Source organism: Mucilaginibacter puniceus (genome assembly GCF_054783175.1).
The window spans coordinates 948,606-970,139 of sequence record NZ_BAAGRB010000001.1 but is presented as its reverse complement, the minus strand read 5'-3'; the positions used below and the strand labels follow the sequence as shown (position 1 = coordinate 970,139).

At 40.2% G+C, this 21,534-nt stretch carries 20 protein-coding genes; 15 read left to right on the top strand and 5 right to left on the bottom strand.

Annotation, left to right across the window (positions count from 1 at the left end):
- Positions 1-29: 29 nt before the first annotated feature.
- The 3 genes from ACYVJ6_RS04575 (at position 30) to ACYVJ6_RS04565 (ending at position 5,703) form a co-directional block, all read left to right on the top strand.
- Complete coding sequence (locus tag ACYVJ6_RS04575) at positions 30-2,810, top strand: TonB-dependent receptor (RefSeq protein WP_460692848.1); 2,781 nt, start codon at positions 30-32, stop codon at positions 2,808-2,810.
- 21 nt (positions 2,811-2,831) lie between these two features.
- Positions 2,832-4,259, top strand: coding sequence for a hypothetical protein (locus ACYVJ6_RS04570; RefSeq protein WP_460692847.1), 1,428 nt, complete (start codon positions 2,832-2,834; stop codon positions 4,257-4,259).
- 202 nt (positions 4,260-4,461) lie between these two features.
- Positions 4,462-5,703 (top strand): DUF6515 family protein, encoded by a 1,242-nt coding sequence (locus ACYVJ6_RS04565; RefSeq protein WP_460692846.1) that lies wholly within the window; start codon positions 4,462-4,464, stop codon positions 5,701-5,703.
- Between the two features lie 187 nt (positions 5,704-5,890).
- Here ACYVJ6_RS04565 and ACYVJ6_RS04560 read toward each other — a convergent pair whose 3' ends face one another.
- Positions 5,891-6,283 (bottom strand): group III truncated hemoglobin, encoded by a 393-nt coding sequence (locus ACYVJ6_RS04560; protein WP_460692845.1) that lies wholly within the window; start codon positions 6,281-6,283, stop codon positions 5,891-5,893.
- A 104-nt stretch (positions 6,284-6,387) separates the two neighbouring features.
- Here ACYVJ6_RS04560 and ACYVJ6_RS04555 point away from each other — a divergent pair, with 104 nt between their 5' ends.
- Complete coding sequence (locus ACYVJ6_RS04555) at positions 6,388-6,777, top strand: response regulator transcription factor (RefSeq protein ID WP_460692844.1); 390 nt, start codon at positions 6,388-6,390, stop codon at positions 6,775-6,777.
- 63 nt (positions 6,778-6,840) lie between these two features.
- Here the strand turns inward: ACYVJ6_RS04555 and ACYVJ6_RS04550 are convergent, their stop codons facing one another.
- The 3 genes from ACYVJ6_RS04550 to ACYVJ6_RS04540 form a co-directional block, all read right to left on the bottom strand.
- Positions 6,841-7,098 (bottom strand): hypothetical protein, encoded by a 258-nt coding sequence (locus ACYVJ6_RS04550; protein ID WP_460692843.1) that lies wholly within the window; start codon positions 7,096-7,098, stop codon positions 6,841-6,843.
- Positions 7,099-7,209: 111 nt separating this feature from the next.
- Positions 7,210-8,565 carry a Gfo/Idh/MocA family protein gene (locus tag ACYVJ6_RS04545; RefSeq protein WP_460692842.1) on the bottom strand — a complete coding sequence of 452 codons (1,356 nt, stop codon included), beginning with the start codon at positions 8,563-8,565 and terminating at the stop codon, positions 7,210-7,212.
- A 152-nt stretch (positions 8,566-8,717) separates the two neighbouring features.
- Positions 8,718-10,046 carry a sensor histidine kinase gene (locus tag ACYVJ6_RS04540; RefSeq protein ID WP_460692841.1) on the bottom strand — a complete coding sequence of 443 codons (1,329 nt, stop codon included), beginning with the start codon at positions 10,044-10,046 and terminating at the stop codon, positions 8,718-8,720.
- Between the two features lie 190 nt (positions 10,047-10,236).
- Here ACYVJ6_RS04540 and ACYVJ6_RS04535 point away from each other — a divergent pair, with 190 nt between their 5' ends.
- From ACYVJ6_RS04535 to ACYVJ6_RS04520, 4 genes are all read left to right on the top strand, one after another.
- Complete coding sequence (locus tag ACYVJ6_RS04535; protein ID WP_460692840.1) at positions 10,237-10,956, top strand: peptidase; 720 nt, start codon at positions 10,237-10,239, stop codon at positions 10,954-10,956.
- 16 nt (positions 10,957-10,972) lie between these two features.
- The gene (locus ACYVJ6_RS04530; protein WP_460692839.1) at positions 10,973-11,821 is read left to right on the top strand and encodes a transglutaminase-like domain-containing protein; all 849 of its coding nucleotides are present in this window, start codon (positions 10,973-10,975) and stop codon (positions 11,819-11,821) included.
- Positions 11,822-12,096: 275 nt separating this feature from the next.
- On the top strand, positions 12,097-12,831 hold the full coding sequence (locus tag ACYVJ6_RS04525) for a DNA-formamidopyrimidine glycosylase family protein (RefSeq protein WP_460692838.1): 735 nt from the start codon (positions 12,097-12,099) through the stop codon (positions 12,829-12,831).
- A gap of 226 nt (positions 12,832-13,057) precedes the next feature.
- Positions 13,058-13,597 carry a hypothetical protein gene (locus tag ACYVJ6_RS04520; protein WP_460692837.1) on the top strand — a complete coding sequence of 180 codons (540 nt, stop codon included), beginning with the start codon at positions 13,058-13,060 and terminating at the stop codon, positions 13,595-13,597.
- 74 nt (positions 13,598-13,671) lie between these two features.
- Here ACYVJ6_RS04520 and ACYVJ6_RS04515 read toward each other — a convergent pair whose 3' ends face one another.
- Positions 13,672-14,313, bottom strand: coding sequence for an ankyrin repeat domain-containing protein (locus ACYVJ6_RS04515; RefSeq protein WP_460692836.1), 642 nt, complete (start codon positions 14,311-14,313; stop codon positions 13,672-13,674).
- 99 nt (positions 14,314-14,412) lie between these two features.
- Here ACYVJ6_RS04515 and ACYVJ6_RS04510 point away from each other — a divergent pair, with 99 nt between their 5' ends.
- The 7 genes from ACYVJ6_RS04510 (at position 14,413) to ACYVJ6_RS04480 (ending at position 21,508) form a co-directional block, all read left to right on the top strand.
- A complete protein-coding gene (locus ACYVJ6_RS04510) occupies positions 14,413-16,965 on the top strand; it encodes an FtsK/SpoIIIE family DNA translocase (RefSeq protein WP_460693296.1) in 2,553 nt (850 codons plus the stop codon).
- Positions 16,966-17,140: 175 nt separating this feature from the next.
- A complete protein-coding gene (locus ACYVJ6_RS04505) occupies positions 17,141-17,806 on the top strand; it encodes a LolA family protein (protein ID WP_460692835.1) in 666 nt (221 codons plus the stop codon).
- Positions 17,807-17,900: 94 nt separating this feature from the next.
- Complete coding sequence (locus ACYVJ6_RS04500) at positions 17,901-18,158, top strand: hypothetical protein (RefSeq protein WP_460692834.1); 258 nt, start codon at positions 17,901-17,903, stop codon at positions 18,156-18,158.
- Positions 18,155-18,913 carry an MBL fold metallo-hydrolase gene (locus ACYVJ6_RS04495; RefSeq protein ID WP_460692833.1) on the top strand — a complete coding sequence of 253 codons (759 nt, stop codon included), beginning with the start codon at positions 18,155-18,157 and terminating at the stop codon, positions 18,911-18,913. The genes ACYVJ6_RS04500 and ACYVJ6_RS04495 overlap by 4 nt, the downstream gene beginning before the upstream one ends.
- An 11-nt stretch (positions 18,914-18,924) precedes the next feature.
- Positions 18,925-19,842: a DUF72 domain-containing protein gene (locus ACYVJ6_RS04490; protein ID WP_460692832.1), complete on the top strand. Its 918-nt coding sequence runs from the start codon at positions 18,925-18,927 to the stop codon at positions 19,840-19,842.
- 144 nt (positions 19,843-19,986) lie between these two features.
- On the top strand, positions 19,987-21,051 hold the full coding sequence (locus ACYVJ6_RS04485; RefSeq protein ID WP_460692831.1) for a M20 family metallo-hydrolase: 1,065 nt from the start codon (positions 19,987-19,989) through the stop codon (positions 21,049-21,051).
- A gap of 10 nt (positions 21,052-21,061) precedes the next feature.
- Complete coding sequence (locus ACYVJ6_RS04480) at positions 21,062-21,508, top strand: hypothetical protein (protein WP_460692830.1); 447 nt, start codon at positions 21,062-21,064, stop codon at positions 21,506-21,508.
- Positions 21,509-21,534: the final 26 nt, after the last annotated feature.

Here is a 21,534-nt window from a genome sequence, read left to right as displayed (position 1 = left end):
GGATAACTTTGTCAAAAAATAATTAGTACGTGAAAAAACTTATACAATTTATTCTTCCCCTAAGCCTTATTTTAATTATAAGTGCCCAGTCATTTGCGCAAACTACAGGCAAAATAAGTGGTAAAATTATCGACCAAAAAACCAGCGAAGCTTTAATTGGCGCATCGGCCATGATACAAGGCAGCACCATAGGCGCCGCTGCTGATGTTGAAGGCAGCTATATAATTAACGGCCTTAAACCGGGTAAATACACCCTGGAGATACGCTACATGGGTTACCAAACCAAATCAATAGCCGATATTGAGGTTAAAGCCGGCGTGGTTACTACAATGGATGTAGCCTTAAGCGAAGCTGCCTCGCAAACACTTGGCGAGGTAATGGTTAAATCATCGTACCGACAGGAATCTGTTAACGCTTTATATGCTATACAAAAAAACAGTATATCTATATCTGATGGTATATCGTCAGAACTGATCAAAAAATCGCCAGATAGAAGCACAAGTGATGTTTTAAAGCGTGTAAGCGGTGCAACCATCCAGGATAATAAATTTGTTGTTGTGCGCGGCTTAAGCGACCGTTATAATAACGCGTCATTAGATGGCTCGCCCCTTCCAAGTACCGAACCTAACCGTAAAGCATTCTCGTTTGATATAGTACCTGCAACCCTTATTGATAATATCATTATCAATAAAACCGCCAGCCCTGATATGCCGGGCGATTTTTCGGGCGGTTATGTACAAGTATTAACTAAAGATATTCCTGACCAAAACTTTATAAACTTTGGTGTGGGCTTTGGCTATAATACGCAAAGTACATTTAAAGATTTCAAATCAGGCTACCGTACTACCGGCGATTATTTTGCTTTTAATGATGGCAACCGCTCGTTAGTTACAAACTTCCCAACCAGCAGCCAGATATTAAATAACCAGTTGGGTCCAACGCAAAACAAACAAGCCATAAACAGCTTGAATAACGATTTTAACATTTATACCACCAAGGCCCTGCCTACACAAACCTACCAGTTTACTTTAGGTAACGTACAGGAGATAGGTAAAAACAATAACCGCTTTGGTACTACTGTGGCCTTAACTTACCGTAACTCGCAAAATATCATTCCGGAGTTGATACAACAATATGATAACTATGATTATCGTAACCAGTTGTATACCTTCTCAACCAATGTGGGCGCGTTAGCTAATTTTGCATATAGCTTTGGCAAAAACAAAATCACCTTTAAAAATTTATACAATAGTATTTTTGATGATAGGTTTACTTACCGTACAGGACCTAATACCAGTACAAGTTCGTCTGATAACCGTTTTTACGCGTTTGACCCACTATATAAATCATTGTTGAAATCAACTCTTGAGGGTGAGCACCAATTAGGTTCATCAAAGTCAAAAATCAAATGGAACCTGGGTTACAGTAATGTGATAAACGATCAGCCTGACCAAAGAAAAACAAATTACAAACAAAACAGCGCGGGCGACCCATACTATGCTACCGTAAGTACTTTAGGTAGAGAGAACGCCCGTGTATTCTCAAAACTTAATGAAAATATTTATTCGGGCCGGGTTGATTATACCGTGCCGGTAAACCTGTTTAAACAAAGCACTTTAAAAATTGGTGTTAACTCGCAATACCGCGACAGGAATTTTAATGCACGTTTCCTGGGTTTAGTGTTAAATCAAAACGATCCTAATGCTGACGCGGTTGCACAAAGACCTATTGAAACTTTGTTTGGCCGTAATGCTATTAATGCAGGCTTATATGATTTGGAAGAGTTATCAAACCCAACCGATAGGTACAGCGCCAATAGCTTTACCAATGCGGCTTATGCGATGCTGGACAGTAAATTGGGCGAGAAGCTAAGAGTAGTTTACGGTTTAAGGGTTGAAAAATTTGACCTAAAATTAAGTACTGCTGAAACAAATGTTACCCAGCCCAGGGTAACTTTAAATAATACCGATTTCCTGCCATCAGTAAACTTTACTTATAGCGTAACACCTAAAGCAAACTTTAGGGCATCGTACTTCCGTAGTGTGGCCCGCCCTGAGTTTAGGGAACTGGCACCTTTCGCCTTCTATGATTATGAATTATTATCTACCGTACAAGGTGAGCCATCTCTTAAAAGAACTGTGATTGACAATGCAGATCTGCGTTATGAGTTTTACCCATCGGCTGGCCAGATATTTTCAATATCTGCATTTTATAAAAATTTCCAAAACGCTATTGAGCCAAAAGTTGACGATATAAACTCATCAACCACTATCAGCTACTTTAATTCAAAATCGGCATATGTATATGGTTTAGAAATGGAGATACGTAAATCGCTTGACTTTATAAACGGCGGCACCTTTTTTAAGGCCACTACCGCTTATGCCAATGTTTCTATAACCAAATCAAGAATCACCAACCCTGCCGGTGTTAAAAGCATAGAAACTACCCGTCCATTGGTGGGCCAATCGCCTTATGTTATTAATGCGGGTTTACAACATTCAGAATTGGATAATAAACTATCTATCAACATACTTTATAACCGCTTAGGTAAAAGGATTTTTTATGCAGGTGGCGAAAGGTTCTCCAGCATATATGAGCAATCACGTAATGTTGTAGATGCGCAAGTAGGCTACAAAGTATTAAAAAATAAAGGCGAGATCAAATTAAGTGCAAGCGACATATTTAACGAGAAATACAATTTCGCGTTTGAGCTTGACGGAAAACCTTTTGTACAATCTGGTACAGGTAATACTTTCAGAGCTTACCGTCCGGGATCAACCTATTCATTATCATTCAACTACACATTTTAACTATAAAAACATAATAAAACAATGAAAAAATCACTATTATTATTAGCATTAGGTGTGACACTTTTTGCTACATCTTGCTCAAAAACAGCAACTATTGACCCTGTTGAGCCTCCTATTAACGGTGGCAACACTACCGAGGTATCAGGCGACATTGCAACAAACACTACCTGGAAAGCAGACAAAATTTATCTTTTAAAAGGTTTTGTTTACGTTACTAACGGCGCTACTTTAACTATTGAGCCCGGTACCATTATTAAAGGTGATAAAGCGAGTAAAGGTACTTTGATCATTACTCGTGGTGCTAAAATATCAGCTATTGGTGAAGTTAATAAACCAATTGTATTTACATCATCATTTGCTGCAGGCACTCGTAACTCAGGCGACTGGGGAGGTATAATACTATTAGGTAAAGCACCTGTAAACCAAAGCGGAAACGTACAAATTGAAGGCGGCCTGGACGCTAAAGGCGATGCAGCGAAATACATTCAATATGGTGGTACCGATGTTAATGACAATTCTGGTACATTAAAATATGTACGTATTGAGTACGCAGGTGTACCATTTTCACCTGATAACGAGATCAATGGTTTAACCATGGGTGGTGTTGGCGCAGGTACAACACTTGATTATATAGAAGTTTACCGTTCGGGTGACGATGCTTACGAGTGGTTTGGTGGTACAGTTACTGCAAAACACTTATTGGCTATCGGTTCTTTAGATGATGACTTTGATACCGACTTTGGCTTTTCAGGTAAAGTGCAGTATGGTGTAGCGCAGCGATACAATACCATTGCAGACGTTTCTGGTTCAAATGCATTTGAATCAGATAATGATGCTTCAGGTTCAGATCTTGTTCCTCAAACATCAGCTATATTTTCAAACATGACGCTGATAGGCCCTTATGCCGCTTCTAATACTTCAAACGTAAGTGCCAATCACCAGCATGCTGCACAAATTCGTCGTAACTCTGCAATAAGCATATTTAACTCTATTTTCTCAGGTTTTGCCCAAGGTATTTATATTGACGATTCAAAAGTGGTAACTGCTAAAGCTACTTCAACCAACTACACTGCAGGACGTTTGGTATTTGCTAATAATATTGTTTACGGAACCAAAACAAACGAAACTAAAGGCGAGAACTTAACTGTATTTGACGCATTGATTAGAGCAAACAACACTTTCAACACTACTTTATACGCAGGTGTTTTGCTTAACGATCCGTCTAAATATTCATCTGATTTTGCAAACGCTGGTACTCCTGACTTTACTGTTAAAGCGGGTTCAATTGCCGAAACCGGTGCAGCATTTACCAATGCTAAAATAGCTACTGATACTTTCTTTGATAAAGTTGCTTATCGTGGTGCATTTGGTACTACTAACTGGACTACCGGTTGGGCTCATTTTGATCCTCAAACTATGCCTTACACTACTCCTGGTGCTGTAAAATAATACTACCGTCTACCTATAAAAGGCCGGCCACTGATTTCAGGGCCGGTTTTTTTGTGCTTATTATTTAAGTATAAAATTGTCAACTCCCGGTAATGTTAGTTGACTTTTTTTATAATATTTATAACGGCGTTAAACCGTTTGCGTTTTTTTAGTCTATTATATTATAACAGCAATTAATGCTGGCAACTATTCAAGATATAACATGAGAAATATAATCAGAAATTTAACATTTACAGGCTTAAGCGGACTATTATGTTTGGCTTTGGCCTTACCTGCTGATGCCCAACGCGGTGCGCGCGGCGGTAGTGGTGGCGGCGGCGGTGGCCGTATTAGTGGTGGTGGCGGTGGCTTCTCCGGTGGCGGCGGTAGCCGCGGCCCAAGCGTTAGTCCCGGTGGTAGTAGCAGTGCACGTCAGTCTATTGGTGGTGGTAATTCCGGCGCTGGTCGCCAATCTATGGGTACTGTAAATCCGGGCCGTCAATCGTTTGGCGGTACTAATCCTAATTCTGGTCGTCAGTCTGTCGTGAGGGTTAATCCAGGTAACGACCGTCAGTCTGTTACAGGTACCAATCCCGGTGCGGGCCGTCAATCAATTGGTAGCGTACAATCTGGTTCTCGAGTAAACTCCGGCCGTACGCAATCTGTACAAGGAAATACACGTAACTATAATAATAACAATAACAGGGTTAGTACAGGCGGACGCCCCAGTGTTGGTGGCGCTACACGTATAACCCCAAGCCGTACAGGTGCAAACCGTGCCTATTATAGCAATGGCCGCTCTTATTATGGCCGTAACTATTATTATAACGGCCGTGCCAATTATGGCCGTGGTTATACAACCTATAGCCCCTGGGCAGTGCGCAACGGTTTTTATTATAACAGCGGTTTTTATAGCAGTTTATACTATCCTCGTTTAGGTTTAAGCTATGGTTACCTGCCTTATGGATACTACCCATTTTATTGGGCAGATATGCAATTTTACTACGGCAATGGTTATTTTTATCAATACAACAACAACCAATATACCATAGTTGAGCCACCTATTGGCGCGGCAGTAAATGCTTTACCCAGCGGTGCAGAATCTATTGTGATCAACGGTATTCAATACTATGAACTAAATGGTGTGTATTACCAACCGATTGTCAGAGACGACGGCACTATCGTTTACCAGGTAGTAGGTAAAGACGGCCATTTAGAAACAGACGAGCCTATTTTACAAAACTATAATGGTGATTACGGCGATGCAGGTTCATATAACATGGGCCCTGCGCCTCAAATTGGCGATATCGTATCTCAACTCCCTAATGATACCCGTAAAATAAATATCAACGGACAAAAATATATGGTAAGCCCTGATGACTATTACTACCAGGAAACACGTGATAATAATAATGATAAAGTTTATAAAGTTGTGGGCACTCCTGATTATGCGCCAGGTAACTAAAGTTGATTTGTTAATTTGTAAAAAGGGTGGGCATTTATGCTTGCCCTTTTTTTGTTTGGCAAACCCTTCTTGTCATTTTGAGTAATAACGAGAACTATCTCTTGAGCATAGCGAAAAAATCTATACACAAACAGGTTAAGCGTGTATAGATCTCTCAATATGTTCGAGAGGACAAATGGGCTTTTTACTATTGAATGTTAAAAGGATTACTCTTTGCGTAAGCGATCTTAGCTTCAAACAGCTCAGCCATTTTTTCGGCGCGCCATTTGGCTTCGGTGGCTTTTTCGCCGGTGAATAATTCATCTACGGTTTTATTGAATAGGGCCAGCCATGCAGCAAAATGCTCATGCCCTACAGGTAATTGTGCGTGTGGCGGGAACGGGCTGCCAAAATAAGTATGCTCCTGCAGTAAAACCGTTTGCCAAAATTTATACATTTTTTCCAAATGAATGGGCCACCTGTCCTGGATGCGTTCGTTGAATATAGGGGCAAGCAATTTATCTTCTCTTATTCTGTCATAAAAGGTATCTACCAATAATTTAATATCATCCAGATTTAATATTTCTGCCTGCCCTGCCATAATTGTTTGTATATCAAACGGGTATCTTTTTGGGGATTTTTTCCACCCTAATACTAAACAAATATACACCTGCGTTTGTTATTTAACCACCAATTGTAAACTTTATGGCCAAAAAAATTCTTATCCTTGATGATAATGAGGATATCCTTGAAATGATGAAGATCGCCCTTGAAGACGAAGGACACGAAGTTGAATGTTTGACCAATACTGATGATATTTTTAAGGCCATCAGCCATATTAAACCCGACCTGTTAATTGTTGACTACATCCTGTCGGGCATTAACGGCGGCGAGTTTTGCCACCAGGTAAAAACCAATCCTAAAACTTCACATATCCCGGTTATCATGGTATCGGGTCATCAGCGGGTGTTAGAATCACTAGGCACTACCTATGGGGCAGATGTGTTTATTGCCAAGCCATTCTCCTTAGAGGAGATTGTATATAATGTGAATAATTGTTTATTTCAGCCGGATAATTGTGCTGCGACGGGGTAAAGCTTAATAAACAATTGTCATTTCGAACGAGGTACGAGGAGAAATCTTATAAATCCGAGAAGGTTAATCATTCAAGATTGCTGTAACTTTGTCAATTATACTTTCTATACGATTTCCATACGAGTTAGGTTTATAATCTTCATCAAACCCCTTTATCATTAATAAGTCTGATAATTCGTCTTGTAGATTTATCATTACATCTGTTGATGCTTCAATAAGATAATTGTCCCTCTCTAAAGTCAATGTCAATTGGTTAAATAATCCCGGACTTAAGTCTTCTTTTAAAAGGTTTAGGTCGACTTTATGCAATTTGATAAACATATACTAATATAAGGTTCCACTCTAAAACAAAAAAGGAGAAACCTCAAAACCTATAAAGCGTTTAAGATTTCTCCTCGTACCTCGTTCGAAATGACAAACGGGTTTGTATCTCTAATATTTAAACGGCTTGCCGCCTACCATCACTTCCTGTGTTTTTTCATCAAAAGTAGCTTTCATGCCGGTATGTGCCGCAGCGGTGGTCATGATGTTGGCTATAGAGTGGCTATAACCTGCTTCAACCGGTGCATTAGGCGTTTTACGGCTACGAATACATTCCATCCAGTTGCGTACGTGGGCTGATGTTAACGCATCGGCACCGGTATTGGCACTGGCCACTACCCTTTCGGTTGATGCTAATGTACTCTCCGGCAACAGGAACGGCTGCATACCCATGGCAGCTGCAAAACGCTGCGTTAAGCCACCTTTAGGCGATACCTTGTTGGTATCTAAATTCAGTTCGCCACCAATAGAGTAATAAATCTCTGTAGGGTTCTCAGTACCATTATGCATACGCGACTGGAACGAAACCTGGAAGCCATTAGTTGGGTCGTTAGCCGGGCCGTAATCAAACACGGCGGTTATGGTGTCCCAGTTGCGGCGGCCATCCTTCCATTGGTAAATACCACCATTTGCAGTTACGCTGCGCGGATGGCTCAGGCCGGTAAACCAGTGTACGGTATCAATCTGGTGGCTCATCCACTGGCCCGGTAAGCCCGATGAGTATGGCCAAAACAGACGGTACTCTAAATATATACGTGGGTCAAATTTTTCAAACGGGCGGTTCATTATAAAACGTTTCCAGTCGATGTCCTGCTCTTTTAGCTGGGCCACCAACTCGGGCCTGCGCCAGCGTCCCGGCTGATTTACGTTCCAGGCCAGCTCAACCATGGTAATATTACCAAACTTGCCTGATCGGATATAATCATTAGCGGCATGGTAATTGGCACCACTGCGCCTTTGCGATCCTATCTGCACAATACGGTCGGATGCCTTGATCGCTTTTAAAGCTGCGCGGTTGTCTTCCATAGTTTCGGCAAATGGCTTTTCACAATATACATCCTGCCCTGCTTTAACAGCCTCAATTGCATGCAATGCATGCTGAAAATCAGCAGTACTTATAAATACGGCGTCGGTTAGCTTTTTATCGTATAACTCTTCATTATTACGACACGCCACAATATCATGCCCCATTTTAGCCTTCCATGCTGCTGTGCCTTCGTCACGGCGTTTGCTCCAAATATCTGATACAGCTACAATGTCAAAGTTCAACTCTTTATAATGGTTCATAAAACAAGGCATATGCGCCCCCTTATGTCGGTCAGAATAACCCACAACACCTACACGTACCCTATCATTTGCGCCTATAATACGCTTATAGCTTTGCGCGCTCCAGGCTACATTGGGTAATGCCAACCCACTGCCTACTATGGCTGTTTTTTTAATAAAATCACGACGAGACTCTTCCATAATGTATAAATTATATTGGCAATACGGGAACTACAATTGGTTATTGATTATCCTAAGGTGCAATTATACCGCCACAAACAAGCGTAATTACAGGGTAATCGATTGCAATATAATTATTTATTGCCAATAGATATTTTAAATAAGTTAAATTTTTATGCGGCTACTGGCAACGTAATAGTAAAGGTGGTTCCGTGTTGTTCAACACTATCAACCTCAATTTCGCCTCCATGTTTTTTAATGATCTGGCGAACTATACTAAGCCCTAACCCAACAGATTCTTCACCGCGGACACCCTTACGGCTGGCTTTTGAAAAACGGTCAAAAATATAAGGCAACAGGTCATTAGGTATACCCATTCCAAAATCTTTTACATGAATAATTACCTGCGAGTTTAAAGCCTGTAAAGAAACTTCCACATTACTATCATCTGAAAATTTGATGGCATTACTTATCAGGTTATCCATTACCCGCTGCATTTTTTCGGCATTTATACCACTAAATACCGGTTCGGCAGTGCCATAATATAACAGATTAACACGCGCGTTGGTATTTCTTTTCCAATCATTTACTACTTTTTGTAAAAACTGGTTTAACTCTGTTGCCTCAATGTCAAACTCTAATGTTTCATTTTGGGCGGTTTCCAGCAGATCGTTTATAATAGAGACCGCTTTATCACATGCTGATTTGATCATTTGAAGGTTGTCCTGATTATCGGCATTAATAGTTTCATCATCTTCCATTACCATGGCAATGGTCTTAATTGCAGCAAGCGGATTACGCAGGTCATGAGCTACAATGCCCAGTATTTCGTTTTTTATAATACTGGCATTCTCAATCTCCTGGTTCTTTTCTTCAATGGCCCGTATTTTTAAAAAATTATCGGCCCGGTATGAAAAACAAAATCTTGAAATACAAAAAAACGCTATCAATAAAACAATCGACGCCAAGTTATTCATCACTATCTCGTTAAAAGCAGTTTGATAAAAAGGCAGCACCAGAGCAAAACAAGCACCTGTAATTAATGCAATAAACAGTGTTTGTAAATACTCAAAAGTAAAAAACACACTGGTTATTATTAATCCCATAAAATATAATACCATGGAATTACGGGGATTATGCATCACAAAAAATGTTGAGCGCATACTACTAAGTATAGCAAACAATGCGAACACAATTACAAACCATTGCGTAATTGTTAACATTTTTTTGGTATCATAAAAACGTTTAATGAGTACCACGCTTATAAAATAAAATATAGGTGATATAGCTAACGAGAACCAGTTAGCAACATCATACTCATGGATGTTAGGTATTGAGCTATTAGGTATGTCATTGGCGTACCCAATAATTCGTAAAAATAAATTGGCAACAAAGTAAACAGTGCTAACAGCTTTAACTGTTTGCAAGTTTTGAAGGATGTAAAAACTCCTGAAAGATGATCGATAAGGCGGATCGATACTTGAAAAAAAATGTAACCTCATTATATTTTAATATTTGAGATGGGTAAATATACTCAATCCCATTAAAAATTACCTACTTAGTAAATTTAATTATGCATTACTAACAATCGGTTAAATAACGTTTGGTATACATATAAATTTATTATATTATGCCTTAATTTAATTACTTTGGCGGCTTCAAAAATTTTTATAAATTCTCTTGTAATAAAGTATGACTTACTGTTTAGGAATTAAAGTTAAAGAAGGATTATTAGCCATTGCCGATACCCGTATCACATCAGGAACCGATACAACTGTAAAAAAGAAGATCACCATAGAACAAAAGGACGGTTTTTCGCTTTTTATAATGACCAGCGGCCTGCGGTCAACCCGCGACAAGGCTATTGTCTACTTTAATGAATTATTGGAAACTACAGAGTATAATAAATTGTATAAAGCGGTAAATGCCTTTGGCGAACAGATTAAGCGTGTAGCTAATGAAGATAAAGCATCTTTAGAAAAAGCGGGCTTTAATTTTGACCTGCACACCATTATTGGCGGCCAATTAAAGGACGACTCGGAACATAAGCTGTTTTTGCTTTATCCGGAAGGTAACTGGGTTGAATTGGGGCAGGGTGCGCCTTTTATTATTATTGGTAATTCGGGCCATGGTAAACCTATTTTAAACCGAATTTTAAATGAAAACTCCAGTTTAAAACTGGCTTTAAAGGCAGGATTTTTGTCATTTGATTCAACAAGGGTAAGTTCAAATAATGTTGACTTTCCTATTGACGTAGCGGTTTATAAAAAGGACAGCTTTCATATAATAGAACAACGTTACGAGAAAAAAGACCTGGAAAATATATCTATACAATGGGCCGAAGAATTAAAGGCAGCTTTAGAAAATATATCTGAAGAGTGGATGGATGCTACCTTCAATAAAGTAACTTAAATAAAAAATAACACCTATGAAATTTGATGTATTTACCGAGATGGAATATACAGCGGGGGCGGCAAGTACATTGATTTTAAACATCAACGCTTTACGCACGCCACACCAGGCGGTTTTAAACGAGACATTTACTATTGATCCTTATTTAAAGGTTGAGGAACTGGTATCGCCCTATGCCGAAAACCGGTTAATGCGCTTTGAAATTACCGAACCCTGTAAAATTAAAGTAACCTACAACGCTACGGTTGATAACTGTTATACCTTATCTAATCATAAGGATGAAGAAGATATACCTGTAGCACAGCTTGATCCTTCCATATTACCCTATTTATATCCCAGCCGTTACTGCCAGGCAGATAAATTATACCGGTTGGCAAAAAACATGTTTGGGCATATTGAAAACCCGTACTCGCAGGTAGTGGCACTTACTGATTGGATATATAATAATGTACAATACCTAAGCGGTTTCTCTAATTCGCAAACATCGGCCTATGATACCGTTACCGAGCAAGCCGGCGTATGCCGCGATTTTGCACACCTGGGAATTGCCTTATGCAGGGCGTTAACTATACCGGCGAGATATTTTACCGGCTACTCCTATAAATTACGCCCCCAGGATTTTCATGCCTGCTTTGAAGCCTACTTAGGCGGACAATGGATATTGTTTGATGCCACCAAACTGGTACCGCTTAATGGCCTGGTTAAAATAGCCACCGGCCGTGATGCCGCCGATACCGCCATAGCCAATATTTTTGGCGATGTTACCTTTAACTCCATGAAAGTAAGCTGCGAGTTATCAGAAGGCGAAACTTTTGAACCTATACCTTATGATGGTTCGGGGTTCCAGGGATTATCCTACTTATAAACGGTATTGCAATTTCTAACCATATAAAGCCGGCAATTTAGGTTTACAAAGGTTTACACATTTTAAGTTTTTTAAAACTCATATCATTGACAATGAGTAAGTTAATAAACTTATAGCCGAAAAAATGTTAACCTACTATTCGTCAGGATTTTTGAACTTAAATACTATATAATTATTTGAATATCAACATATTGAAGAAAAAGCAATTTTGCTGACATTTTTATCGTTGCTCAACTTGGCTTAATCTTTGCCTGTTTTACTAAAACAGCAGCATCATGCCCGAGGGACCATCCATAATTATTTTAAAAGAAAAACTTAAGCCATTTAAAGGCAAAAAAGTAATTGATGCCAATGGCTACGCTAAAGGCTTTAACGCTGAATTGCTTATTGGCAAAACCTTAAAGGATATCAAAACATGGGGCAAACACACTTTACTATGCTTCCCTAAGTTTACGGTACGGGTGCACATGATGCTGTTTGGCTCGTACAAGATAAACGAGCGCGGTAAAAAAAATGCTTCTTTACATATGCGCTTTACCAATGGCGAGGTTAATTTTTATATAGCTGCTGTTAAGTTAATAGAGCGACCGCTTGATGAAGTTTACGACTGGAGCGCGGATATTATGAGTGATAAATGGGATGCTGACAAAGTTTTAGCCAAACTCAAAGCAAAACCCAAAACAATGATATGTGATGCCTTGCTTAATCAAAAGCTGTTTGCCGGCTCTGGTAATATCATCAAAAATGAAGCCTTGTTCAGGGCCAAAATACATCCCGAAAGTATAATTGGTGATATACCCGATAAAAAACTATTAGGGCTCATAGATAAAGTTGTTGATTTTAGCTTCGATTTTTTAAAATGGCGCAGTGAGGGCATATTAAACAAACACCTGGAAGCTTATGAGCAGGATATTTGCCCGCGTAACCATATTCCCCTTCATAAGAAAGACACCGGCAAAACCAAAAGGCACTCCTATTTTTGCACCAAATGCCAGCAACTATATGTATAACAATTGTTACAATTTGCAATCAAAAATTACCTAAGTTTTTCGTTATAGGCTTATGGAGCGCCATACGATAATTGCGAATTTGACATTATTTAGCCACATAATTTAACAACTATTATCAAAATAACACCAAATACTTACCTCTGTAAAAAAAATTAAAAAAAATGTAACATTGTTGTGATAATTATTGTATATTTACAATACCAATTAAAAACAGAGGAGAATTGTTATGAAAAAAGTATTAATTGCATGCGCGTTAGCATTCGGCATCAGCGCAACTACCAAAGCCCAATGCCCTATTAATGAAATTTTAACTACCCGAGACATTGTGAACGTTGCCAACATGATTGATGCCAATACAGATTGCATTAAGCAGGCACTAACCCACAACCCTGAATATCAAAGTTTTAAAACTTATGTAGATTTTTTATACAACCACTCGCGCCCATGGATATTCCATACTAACCCGCAGAAAGAAAAATTATTCATAGATTTTTATCAAAAATGGGGTAACGAATATCCTACCTTGACTGCTGCAGTACCTCAATCAGAAGAATTTAAAAAAGATGTAGCTGCTATGATTGCTACTGATCCGGAATTCTTTAAACAAAAGAAAGAAACTGCAGTTCCGCAACAATATAAACAATGGTTATATGTACAGGACCTAAATAGAAGATACGGTGAGAACAAAGTAGTAAACCTGGCTGTTTCAACATCAAAAATTGCCAACTTAGGTACACCAACATATATATATGCCGGTAACTGGTAAAATATTATTAACTAAATAGTTTTGTTGAAGAGGCTAGCCTGGGGACAGGGTTGGCCTTTTTCATTTATAGGCTGTTAAGCTAATATTTCAGATATCTCGCTAAAGCCTTTTTCGCGTGCAATATCTGCAGGTAGCTTACCGCCTTCCATACGCACATTCACATCCGCGCCGTGCTCTAATAGTATGATCAGCATATCCAGGTTACCATATTGCGCAGCAGCATGTAACGGGGTACTGCCGGCCTGCTGTTTCACATTAACCTGCGCGCCGCTTTCAATCAGCAAACGTAAAATATCGGTATAATTACCCGCCGCTGCCGAGTGTATAGGGAATACGTTAAAACCATTTTTTGATGGCAGATTGATATCGGCACCTTGCTCTATCAAATACCTGGCTACATTATAATGCCCAAAGTAGCAAGCCAAACCCAAAGCGGTAAAACCATCGGTGGTATAATCATCAATTTTATTGGGCTGTTCAGCAACTAAATGAACAACTTTATCAAATTGCCCCGCAGCAGCCGCTTCAAAAAGGGTGATATCATCAATAGCCTTTAACAGCACATCGGTTATCTGTGGCATTTTGTAATAGCAGGAAAGCATTAGCGGCGATATTTGATGGCTGGTAGTTCCTGTAGCTAAAGCAGGGTTTTCTATCAGCAGGTCCATCAAGCCACCTGCATCACCATTAGTAATATATTCTTCTAGTTTTTGCATGCTCATAATTCAATATTACTAAAAAATTAAAAAATACTGTCAAATAAGTTGTTTAATCTATTAACTTTATATTTGTACTTTATTACCGTACGTATAGGGATGCCGATCAAAGGAAACCAGTTTAGATCTAATAATTTCAAGGAGGAAAATACACCTCGACAATCATCAACAAAAGGCGAAAGCGAGCGCCCGTCAAAATTAAAAACAGAAAAAATGCCTGTTTTTGATTTAAACGATGGCCGTTTAGTTAAAATTATAGGATTGTTTTTCCTGATATTTTCCTTATACTTTTTAATTGCCTTTACCTCCTACTTATTTACCTGGGAACAGGACCAAAGCTATGTATCGCCTGCCAATGGCGGCTGGGATAACTTGTTTAAAACCCAGCAGGAGTTACTTGAAAATGGTATAAAGGACCCAATGGTGGATAACTGGCTCGGCAAATTTGGTGCGCTGTTATCTAATCAGTTTATATATCAATGGTTTGGTATAGCATCATTCATATTTGTGTTTATATTTTTTGTTATTGGGTATCGCCTGCTGTTTAAAGTAAAGCTGTACTCGTTAAACAAAACCTTTGGTTATGGCTTGTTTGGTATCATATTCTTATCCGTATCTATAGGTTTTGTACATGGTTTTATGATAGATTACCCTCACTTTTTAGAGGGCGAATTTGGCTACTGGACCAACCTGTTACTTAATGCACAAATAGGCCAGGCAGGAACAGGCGGATTATTAGTCTTTGCCGGATTAACAGCACTGATCATAGCTTATAATATCGACTTTAAAATACCTGAACGTAAACCTAAAACAGCAGAGGATAGTAACGACCCTTTATTACCAACTGAACCTGTAGAATTGGTGGACGAGGAAATTTCACTACCCGTTGAATGGCCAAGAGGTTTTAACACCGTAAAACCCGAGCCATTAAAGGCGGAAGACCTGGTACCCGAACCGGTATTTCACGAACCTGTAGCACACCAGGCCGTAACATTAACACCCGACCCTACCCCTGCTTATGATGCTGACGAAGGCACCGAAATACCATTAAGTATTGAGGTTGAAAGGCCAACCCCTATTTTGGGCATTGAACAATCTGACGATGAAAAGGCCAAGTCATTGGTGGACCAATTTGGAACTTATGACCATAAACTGGAGCTGGCAGGCTATAAATATCCGCCGTTGGATCTGTTAGAAAATCACGGCTCCAATAAAATTTCGGTAAGTGCCGAAGAGCTGGAAGTAAACAAAAACAAAATTGTTGAAACGCTTAACCATTATAATATCGAGATCGATAAGATAAAGGCCACCATTGGACCAACGGTTACACTGTATGAAATTATACCTGCACCGGGGGTGCGTATATCTAAAATTAAAAACCTGGAGGATGATATTGCTTTAAGTTTAGCTGCTTTGGGTATACGTATAATAGCCCCTATGCCGGGTAAAGGTACAATTGGTATTGAAGTGCCCAACCAAAACCCCGAGATGGTTTCTATGAGATCGGTATTAGCTACAGAGAAGTATCAGAATACTACCATGGACCTGCCTATCGCCCTGGGTAAAACCATATCTAACGAAGTATTTATTGCCGACCTGGCTAAAATGCCTCACCTATTGGTTGCGGGTGCTACCGGGCAGGGTAAATCGGTAGGTATTAATGCCATATTGGTTTCATTGCTGTACAAAAAGCACCCTGCCGAACTTAAGTTTGTATTGGTTGACCCTAAAAAAGTGGAGCTTACCTTATTCCGCAAAATAGAGCGTCACTTTTTGGCAAAGCTGCCAGATGAGGCTGACGCTATTATAACCGATACCAAAAAGGTGGTAAATACCCTTAACTCGCTTTGTATTGAGATGGACCAGCGTTATGACTTGTTGAAAGATGCGCAGGTACGTAACCTAAAAGAATATAATACCAAATATATTAACCGCAAAATTAGCGACCCCGAAAAGCACCGCTACCTACCCTTTATTGTATTGGTTATTGATGAGTTTGCCGATTTGATGATGACAGCAGGTAAAGAGGTAGAGCAGCCAATAGCCCGTATAGCCCAGTTGGCCCGTGCGGTGGGTATTCACCTGGTTATTGCCACACAAAGGCCATCGGTTAATGTAATTACGGGTACAATTAAAGCTAACTTCCCCGCCAGGCTGGCGTTTAGGGTATTGTCTAAAATAGATTCGCGTACCATATTGGATGCAGGTGGTGCCGACCAATTGATCGGTCGCGGGGATATGTTATTGTCAACCGGAAGCGACCTTATACGCCTGCAATGCGCGTTTGTGGATACGCCTGAAGTGGAAAAAATATCTGATTACATAGGCAACCAAAAAGGCTACCCTACGGCTATGCTATTACCCGAATATGTGGGTGAAGGCGAAAGCAGCGGCATGAAAGATTTTGACAACGACAACCGCGACCCGATGTTTGAAGAAGCAGCGCGATTGATCGTGATGCACCAGCAAGGGTCAACCTCATTAATACAACGCAAGCTTAAACTGGGTTATAACCGCGCAGGGCGCATTATTGACCAATTGGAGGCCGCAGGCATTGTTGGCCCATTTGAGGGCAGTAAGGCGCGTGAAGTGTTGTATCCGGACGAATATTCATTGTTGCAGTATTTGGAAACCCTGGAAAATAAGGATTAAACCATCTATAGCCTAACCACTCTAATAAACAGTTGTCATTTCGAGTGATAACGAGAACTATCTCTTGAGCGAAGCGAAAAAATCTATACACAAGGAAACCGAAATGTATGGAACTCTCATTATGTTCGAGCTGACAATTAAAAAAACACTTAGTACCATTACCTGTTTATTTACCATGAAAAACATCCTAACATACACCCTAATATTATTTACCACTATTACCACTGCCTTTGCCCAAAAAGATGCTGATGCACGTGCTATACTCAACCCTATAAGCAAACAATACCGCAGTTATAACGCCATTAAAAGCGATTTTACATTGACGGTTACTGTTGGCCAGGGAGGCAGATCAACCCAAACCGGTTCCATCATCACCCAGCCAAAAACCAACAAGTTTAAAATGGCTTTATATGCTCCGGATGGCAAGGTTGAGCAGGAGATTATCAGCGATGGTAAAACCCAGTGGTTATATAACCAGGCCGATAAGGAAGTTCAAGTTAGTAACTCGGGCAAAAGCACCGAAGGATTTAACCCGGCAGATATATTTACCATTTATGAGAAAGGCTATAAATACCTGTTCACCGGCACCAAAAAAATTAGTGGCAAAATATACCACGAAATTGAATTGACCGCCGAAAATGACAAAACCAACTTTTTTAAGATAAAACTACAGGTTGACAAAGCCAAAAAGCAAATTTATAGTGCCCAGATATTTGACAAGAACGGCAACCGCTATACCTACACCATAAAAAACTTTGCCCCTAACCCAGCTGTAACAGCGGCAACTTTTACTTACGATGCCAAAGCACACCCGGGTGTTGAGGTGGTGGATTTGAGGTAGCTTAAAGCAAATAGCTAAAGGCATAAAGCTTTCCGCTTTGGTCTTTCAGCTTTCAGCTTAAAAAGCTATTTTTGAACTCATGCTTACCCTAACTATGCATACGCTCGAAAAACTGGAACTGCTGCTAAAAACCGGCGGTTACAAAGTGCGTTATGAAAAAGGGAACTTTAAAACCGGGGCCTGCCTGCTGCAAAACAGTAAGATCATTGTGATCAACCGTTTCTCCAACCTGGAGAGCAAAATATTATCCATTGTTGAACTGGCACGGGAATTGGAAATAGACCATACCCTGTTGGATGAAAAACAGATAGCCTTTTTACAGCAGCTAAAACAAACCAAACTACAACTGTGACCATTACTTTTTTAGGAACCGGAACATCACAGGGCGTGCCTGTAATTGCCTGCGGATGCGAGGTTTGTACCTCTGCCGATACGCGGGATAAGCGGTTACGTTCGTCTATTTTGGTGGATGGTGATAAAACGGTGGTGATAGATTCGGGGCCCGATTTCAGGTACCAGATGTTGCGGGCAAACGTACAGCATCTGGATGCATTGGTGTTTACCCATGAGCATAAGGACCATGTGGCCGGGATGGACGATATACGTGCGTTTAACTACAAGCAAAATTCGCCCATTGATGTTTGGGCAGAGGAGCGTGTGCAGGCGGCTATAAAAAAAGAGTTCCATTATATTTTTACCGAGTTTAAGTACCCCGGCATTCCGCAGGTTAACCTGAATACGATTACTAACGAACCTTTTTTAATTGGCGATGTCAAGTTCATCCCCATTGAGGTAATGCATTATAAGCTGCCGGTAAAGGGTTTCCGCATTAATGATTTTACTTATATAACCGATGCCAAAACCATATCAGAAAGCGAAAAGGAATTGATAAAAGGCTCAAGTATATTAGTAATCAACGCGCTTCAAAAACAAACTCATATCTCGCATTTTACATTGGAGGAAGCTATTGCCTTTGCCCAGGAAATTGGTGCCGAAAGAACTTACTTTACGCACATCAGCCACCGTTTAGGCAGGCACGAGGATATATCAAAGGACCTTCCGCTGGGTATTGAGTTAGCTTATGACGGATTGAAACTGGATATATAAATTTTGCAACTATGGAATTTGGCCGGGTAAACCCAGAAGAATTGATGACGGTAGATTTTACGCTGCCGCCCGATCCTGCATTAACTATTGAAACACTTGCAGCAGTAAAGAACGCACAACCTTTACAGGTACATGTTGGCTGCGCCAAATGGGGCCGCAAGGAATGGGTGGGCCAGATCTATCCGCCTAAAACGAAAGACGCTAACTTTTTAGATGAATATGTAAAGCATTTCGACTGCATAGAGTTGAACGCCACTTTCTACAACTCCTACCCCGCCGAAACCATTGCAAAATGGAAAGCAAAAGCCGATACACGTCCTGATTTTAAATTTTGTCCTAAGTTTTCGCAAAGCATCAGCCATATCCGCCGCCTTAAAAATGCTGAAGAAGCCACCACCAAATTTTATGAAGGTATTTTAGCCTTCGGCGATAAGCTGGGCCCATTGTTTTTACAATTGAGCGATAACTTTACGCCAAAGAGTTTCCCGGAGCTAAAAGCCTATTTAGAGCAACTACCTACAGATGTACCTGTCTATGTAGAAGTGCGCCACAAAGATTGGTTTGCCATACCTGAATATCGCGATAACTTATTTAACCTGTTAAAACAACTCAATATGGGTGCGGTAATAACGGATGCTACCGGTCGCAGGGATTGCGTGCATATGCACCTGTCAACGCCACACGCGTTTATACGTTTTGTAGGCAATGGCCTGCACCCGTCAGACTATGCCCGTGTAGATGAATGGATAGACCGCATTAAACAATGGCGCGATATGGGTTTGCAATCCGTTTGGTTTTTTATGCACCAGCATGATGAACGCTATTCGCCCAAACTGGCTGATTATGTATCGGAGCAATTCAATATCAAACTGGGATTGAATTTAGCGCGTCCTCATTTTATTGAGGAGAGTAAAGGGTTGTTTGGTTGATCACACTCATTAAATGATTGTCATTTCGAACGAGGTACGAGGAGAAATCTATACACACGCTAATCCGTCCAGGCATATGTATAGATTTCTCGCTATGCTCGAAATGACAATAAAAGGTTAAAATTCCCTATTTTTACAACAATCATGACCGATACTAACGCCTTATACCAGCAAGCCATTACGCTGCTTCAACAATTGATTGCCACCCCATCTTTCAGTAAGGAAGAGGACCGCACGGCTGATCTGTTGGAACAGTTTTTCCATACACATGGCATAAAACCCAAGCGTAAAGGGAATAACTTATGGATGTATAATGCACATTTTGATGCTAATAAACCTACTATACTGCTTAACTCGCACCATGACACGGTAAAGCCAAATTCAGGCTATACCCGCGACCCGTATGATGCTAAAGTTGAGGATGGTAAACTATACGGTCTGGGCAGTAATGACGCGGGTGGATGTTTAGTATCATTGATAGCTACGTTTTTATACTTCAACCAACAAACGAATCTAAAATACAACTTCTGTCTGGCTACTACCGCCGAGGAAGAAATATCAGGCGCTAATGGTATTGAATCTATTATCCCCGAATTAGGCAACATAGACTTCGCCATCGTAGGCGAACCTACCTTAATGAATCTGGCTATTGCCGAGCGGGGCTTAATGGTGTTGGATTGTGTTGCCCACGGCACAGCAGGCCATGCCGCGCGCGACGAAGGCGACAATGCCATTTATAAAGCCATGCGGGATATTGAATGGTTCCGTATTTATCGTTTTCCAAAAGAGTCGGAGCTGTTTGGCCCGGTGAAAATGTCGGTTACGGTAATTAATGCTGGTTCGCAGCATAACGTGGTGCCGGCCAGCTGCAGCTTTGTGGTTGATGTGCGGGTGCCTGACGGCTACAGCAATGAGGAAGTATTAGCTACTATCCGCGAAAAAGTAAGTTGCGACGTAACGCCACGTTCGACAAGGTTACGGTCATCATCCATAGATAAAAACCACCCTATAGTACAGGCAGGTTTAGCTTTAGGCAAAACCACCTACGGTTCACCTACCATGAGCGACCAGGCGCTGATGGATTTTACTTCCATTAAAATCGGCCCCGGCGATTCGGCACGGTCACATATGGCGGATGAATTTGTGTATGTGGAGGAGATTAAGGAGGGTATTGAGGGGTATATTGCGATGCTTGAAAAAATTGTCTGATTTGCTTGATATGAAAAAACTGCCCCTTTTTCTTTTTTTAATAATTTCTTCTGTGGTTGCTACAGGACAAAGCATTAACATCAAAACCAAAAACGTAATAAATAAAAATTATTATAACTATATCACATATCTTACTGCTGGTAGTACTAGCGAAAGTGGTAAAATATATAAAGCATATAGGGTGATAATTGTGACATCCGAAATATATGACGACCTAATTATTGAAACATTAACAATGGGCGAAGAAGGTGGTGATATTAAAATTGTTGATAAACGAGAAATTGATATAGATGCTTTTTGGCATGCTTTTAATTTAAAAGGTGAGATTGCAGGATTAAAATTTGTTAAATGGTTGAGTACGGATTCTTTTGTTTTAGATGCCCAGGACAAGAAATTTTTATTTAGCAACATTGGCTCGATAACTCCAAAAATTTCAGTTTATAAAGGAAAGTTGTAATAATAACACCCTTCGCCCAGCTAAAT

Excerpts from the sequence above, each read along its gene's own strand:
- ACYVJ6_RS04570 (WP_460692847.1), top strand. The coding sequence starts at position 2,832 with ATGAAAAAATCACTATTATTATTAGCATTAGGTGTGACACTTTTTGCT.
- ACYVJ6_RS04565 (WP_460692846.1), top strand. The coding sequence starts at position 4,462 with ATGAGAAATATAATCAGAAATTTAACATTTACAGGCTTAAGCGGACTA.
- ACYVJ6_RS04560 (WP_460692845.1), bottom strand. The coding sequence starts at position 6,283 with ATGGCAGGGCAGGCAGAAATATTAAATCTGGATGATATTAAATTATTG.
- ACYVJ6_RS04555 (WP_460692844.1), top strand. The coding sequence starts at position 6,388 with ATGGCCAAAAAAATTCTTATCCTTGATGATAATGAGGATATCCTTGAA.
- ACYVJ6_RS04550 (WP_460692843.1), bottom strand. The coding sequence starts at position 7,098 with ATGTTTATCAAATTGCATAAAGTCGACCTAAACCTTTTAAAAGAAGAC.
- ACYVJ6_RS04545 (WP_460692842.1), bottom strand. The coding sequence starts at position 8,565 with ATGGAAGAGTCTCGTCGTGATTTTATTAAAAAAACAGCCATAGTAGGC.
- ACYVJ6_RS04540 (WP_460692841.1), bottom strand. The coding sequence starts at position 10,046 with ATGAGGTTACATTTTTTTTCAAGTATCGATCCGCCTTATCGATCATCT.
- ACYVJ6_RS04535 (WP_460692840.1), top strand. The coding sequence starts at position 10,237 with ATGACTTACTGTTTAGGAATTAAAGTTAAAGAAGGATTATTAGCCATT.
- ACYVJ6_RS04530 (WP_460692839.1), top strand. The coding sequence starts at position 10,973 with ATGAAATTTGATGTATTTACCGAGATGGAATATACAGCGGGGGCGGCA.
- ACYVJ6_RS04525 (WP_460692838.1), top strand. The coding sequence starts at position 12,097 with ATGCCCGAGGGACCATCCATAATTATTTTAAAAGAAAAACTTAAGCCA.
- ACYVJ6_RS04520 (WP_460692837.1), top strand. The coding sequence starts at position 13,058 with ATGAAAAAAGTATTAATTGCATGCGCGTTAGCATTCGGCATCAGCGCA.
- ACYVJ6_RS04515 (WP_460692836.1), bottom strand. The coding sequence starts at position 14,313 with ATGCAAAAACTAGAAGAATATATTACTAATGGTGATGCAGGTGGCTTG.
- ACYVJ6_RS04510 (WP_460693296.1), top strand. The coding sequence starts at position 14,413 with ATGCCGATCAAAGGAAACCAGTTTAGATCTAATAATTTCAAGGAGGAA.
- ACYVJ6_RS04505 (WP_460692835.1), top strand. The coding sequence starts at position 17,141 with ATGAAAAACATCCTAACATACACCCTAATATTATTTACCACTATTACC.
- ACYVJ6_RS04500 (WP_460692834.1), top strand. The coding sequence starts at position 17,901 with ATGCATACGCTCGAAAAACTGGAACTGCTGCTAAAAACCGGCGGTTAC.
- ACYVJ6_RS04490 (WP_460692832.1), top strand. The coding sequence starts at position 18,925 with ATGGAATTTGGCCGGGTAAACCCAGAAGAATTGATGACGGTAGATTTT.
- ACYVJ6_RS04485 (WP_460692831.1), top strand. The coding sequence starts at position 19,987 with ATGACCGATACTAACGCCTTATACCAGCAAGCCATTACGCTGCTTCAA.
- ACYVJ6_RS04480 (WP_460692830.1), top strand. The coding sequence starts at position 21,062 with ATGAAAAAACTGCCCCTTTTTCTTTTTTTAATAATTTCTTCTGTGGTT.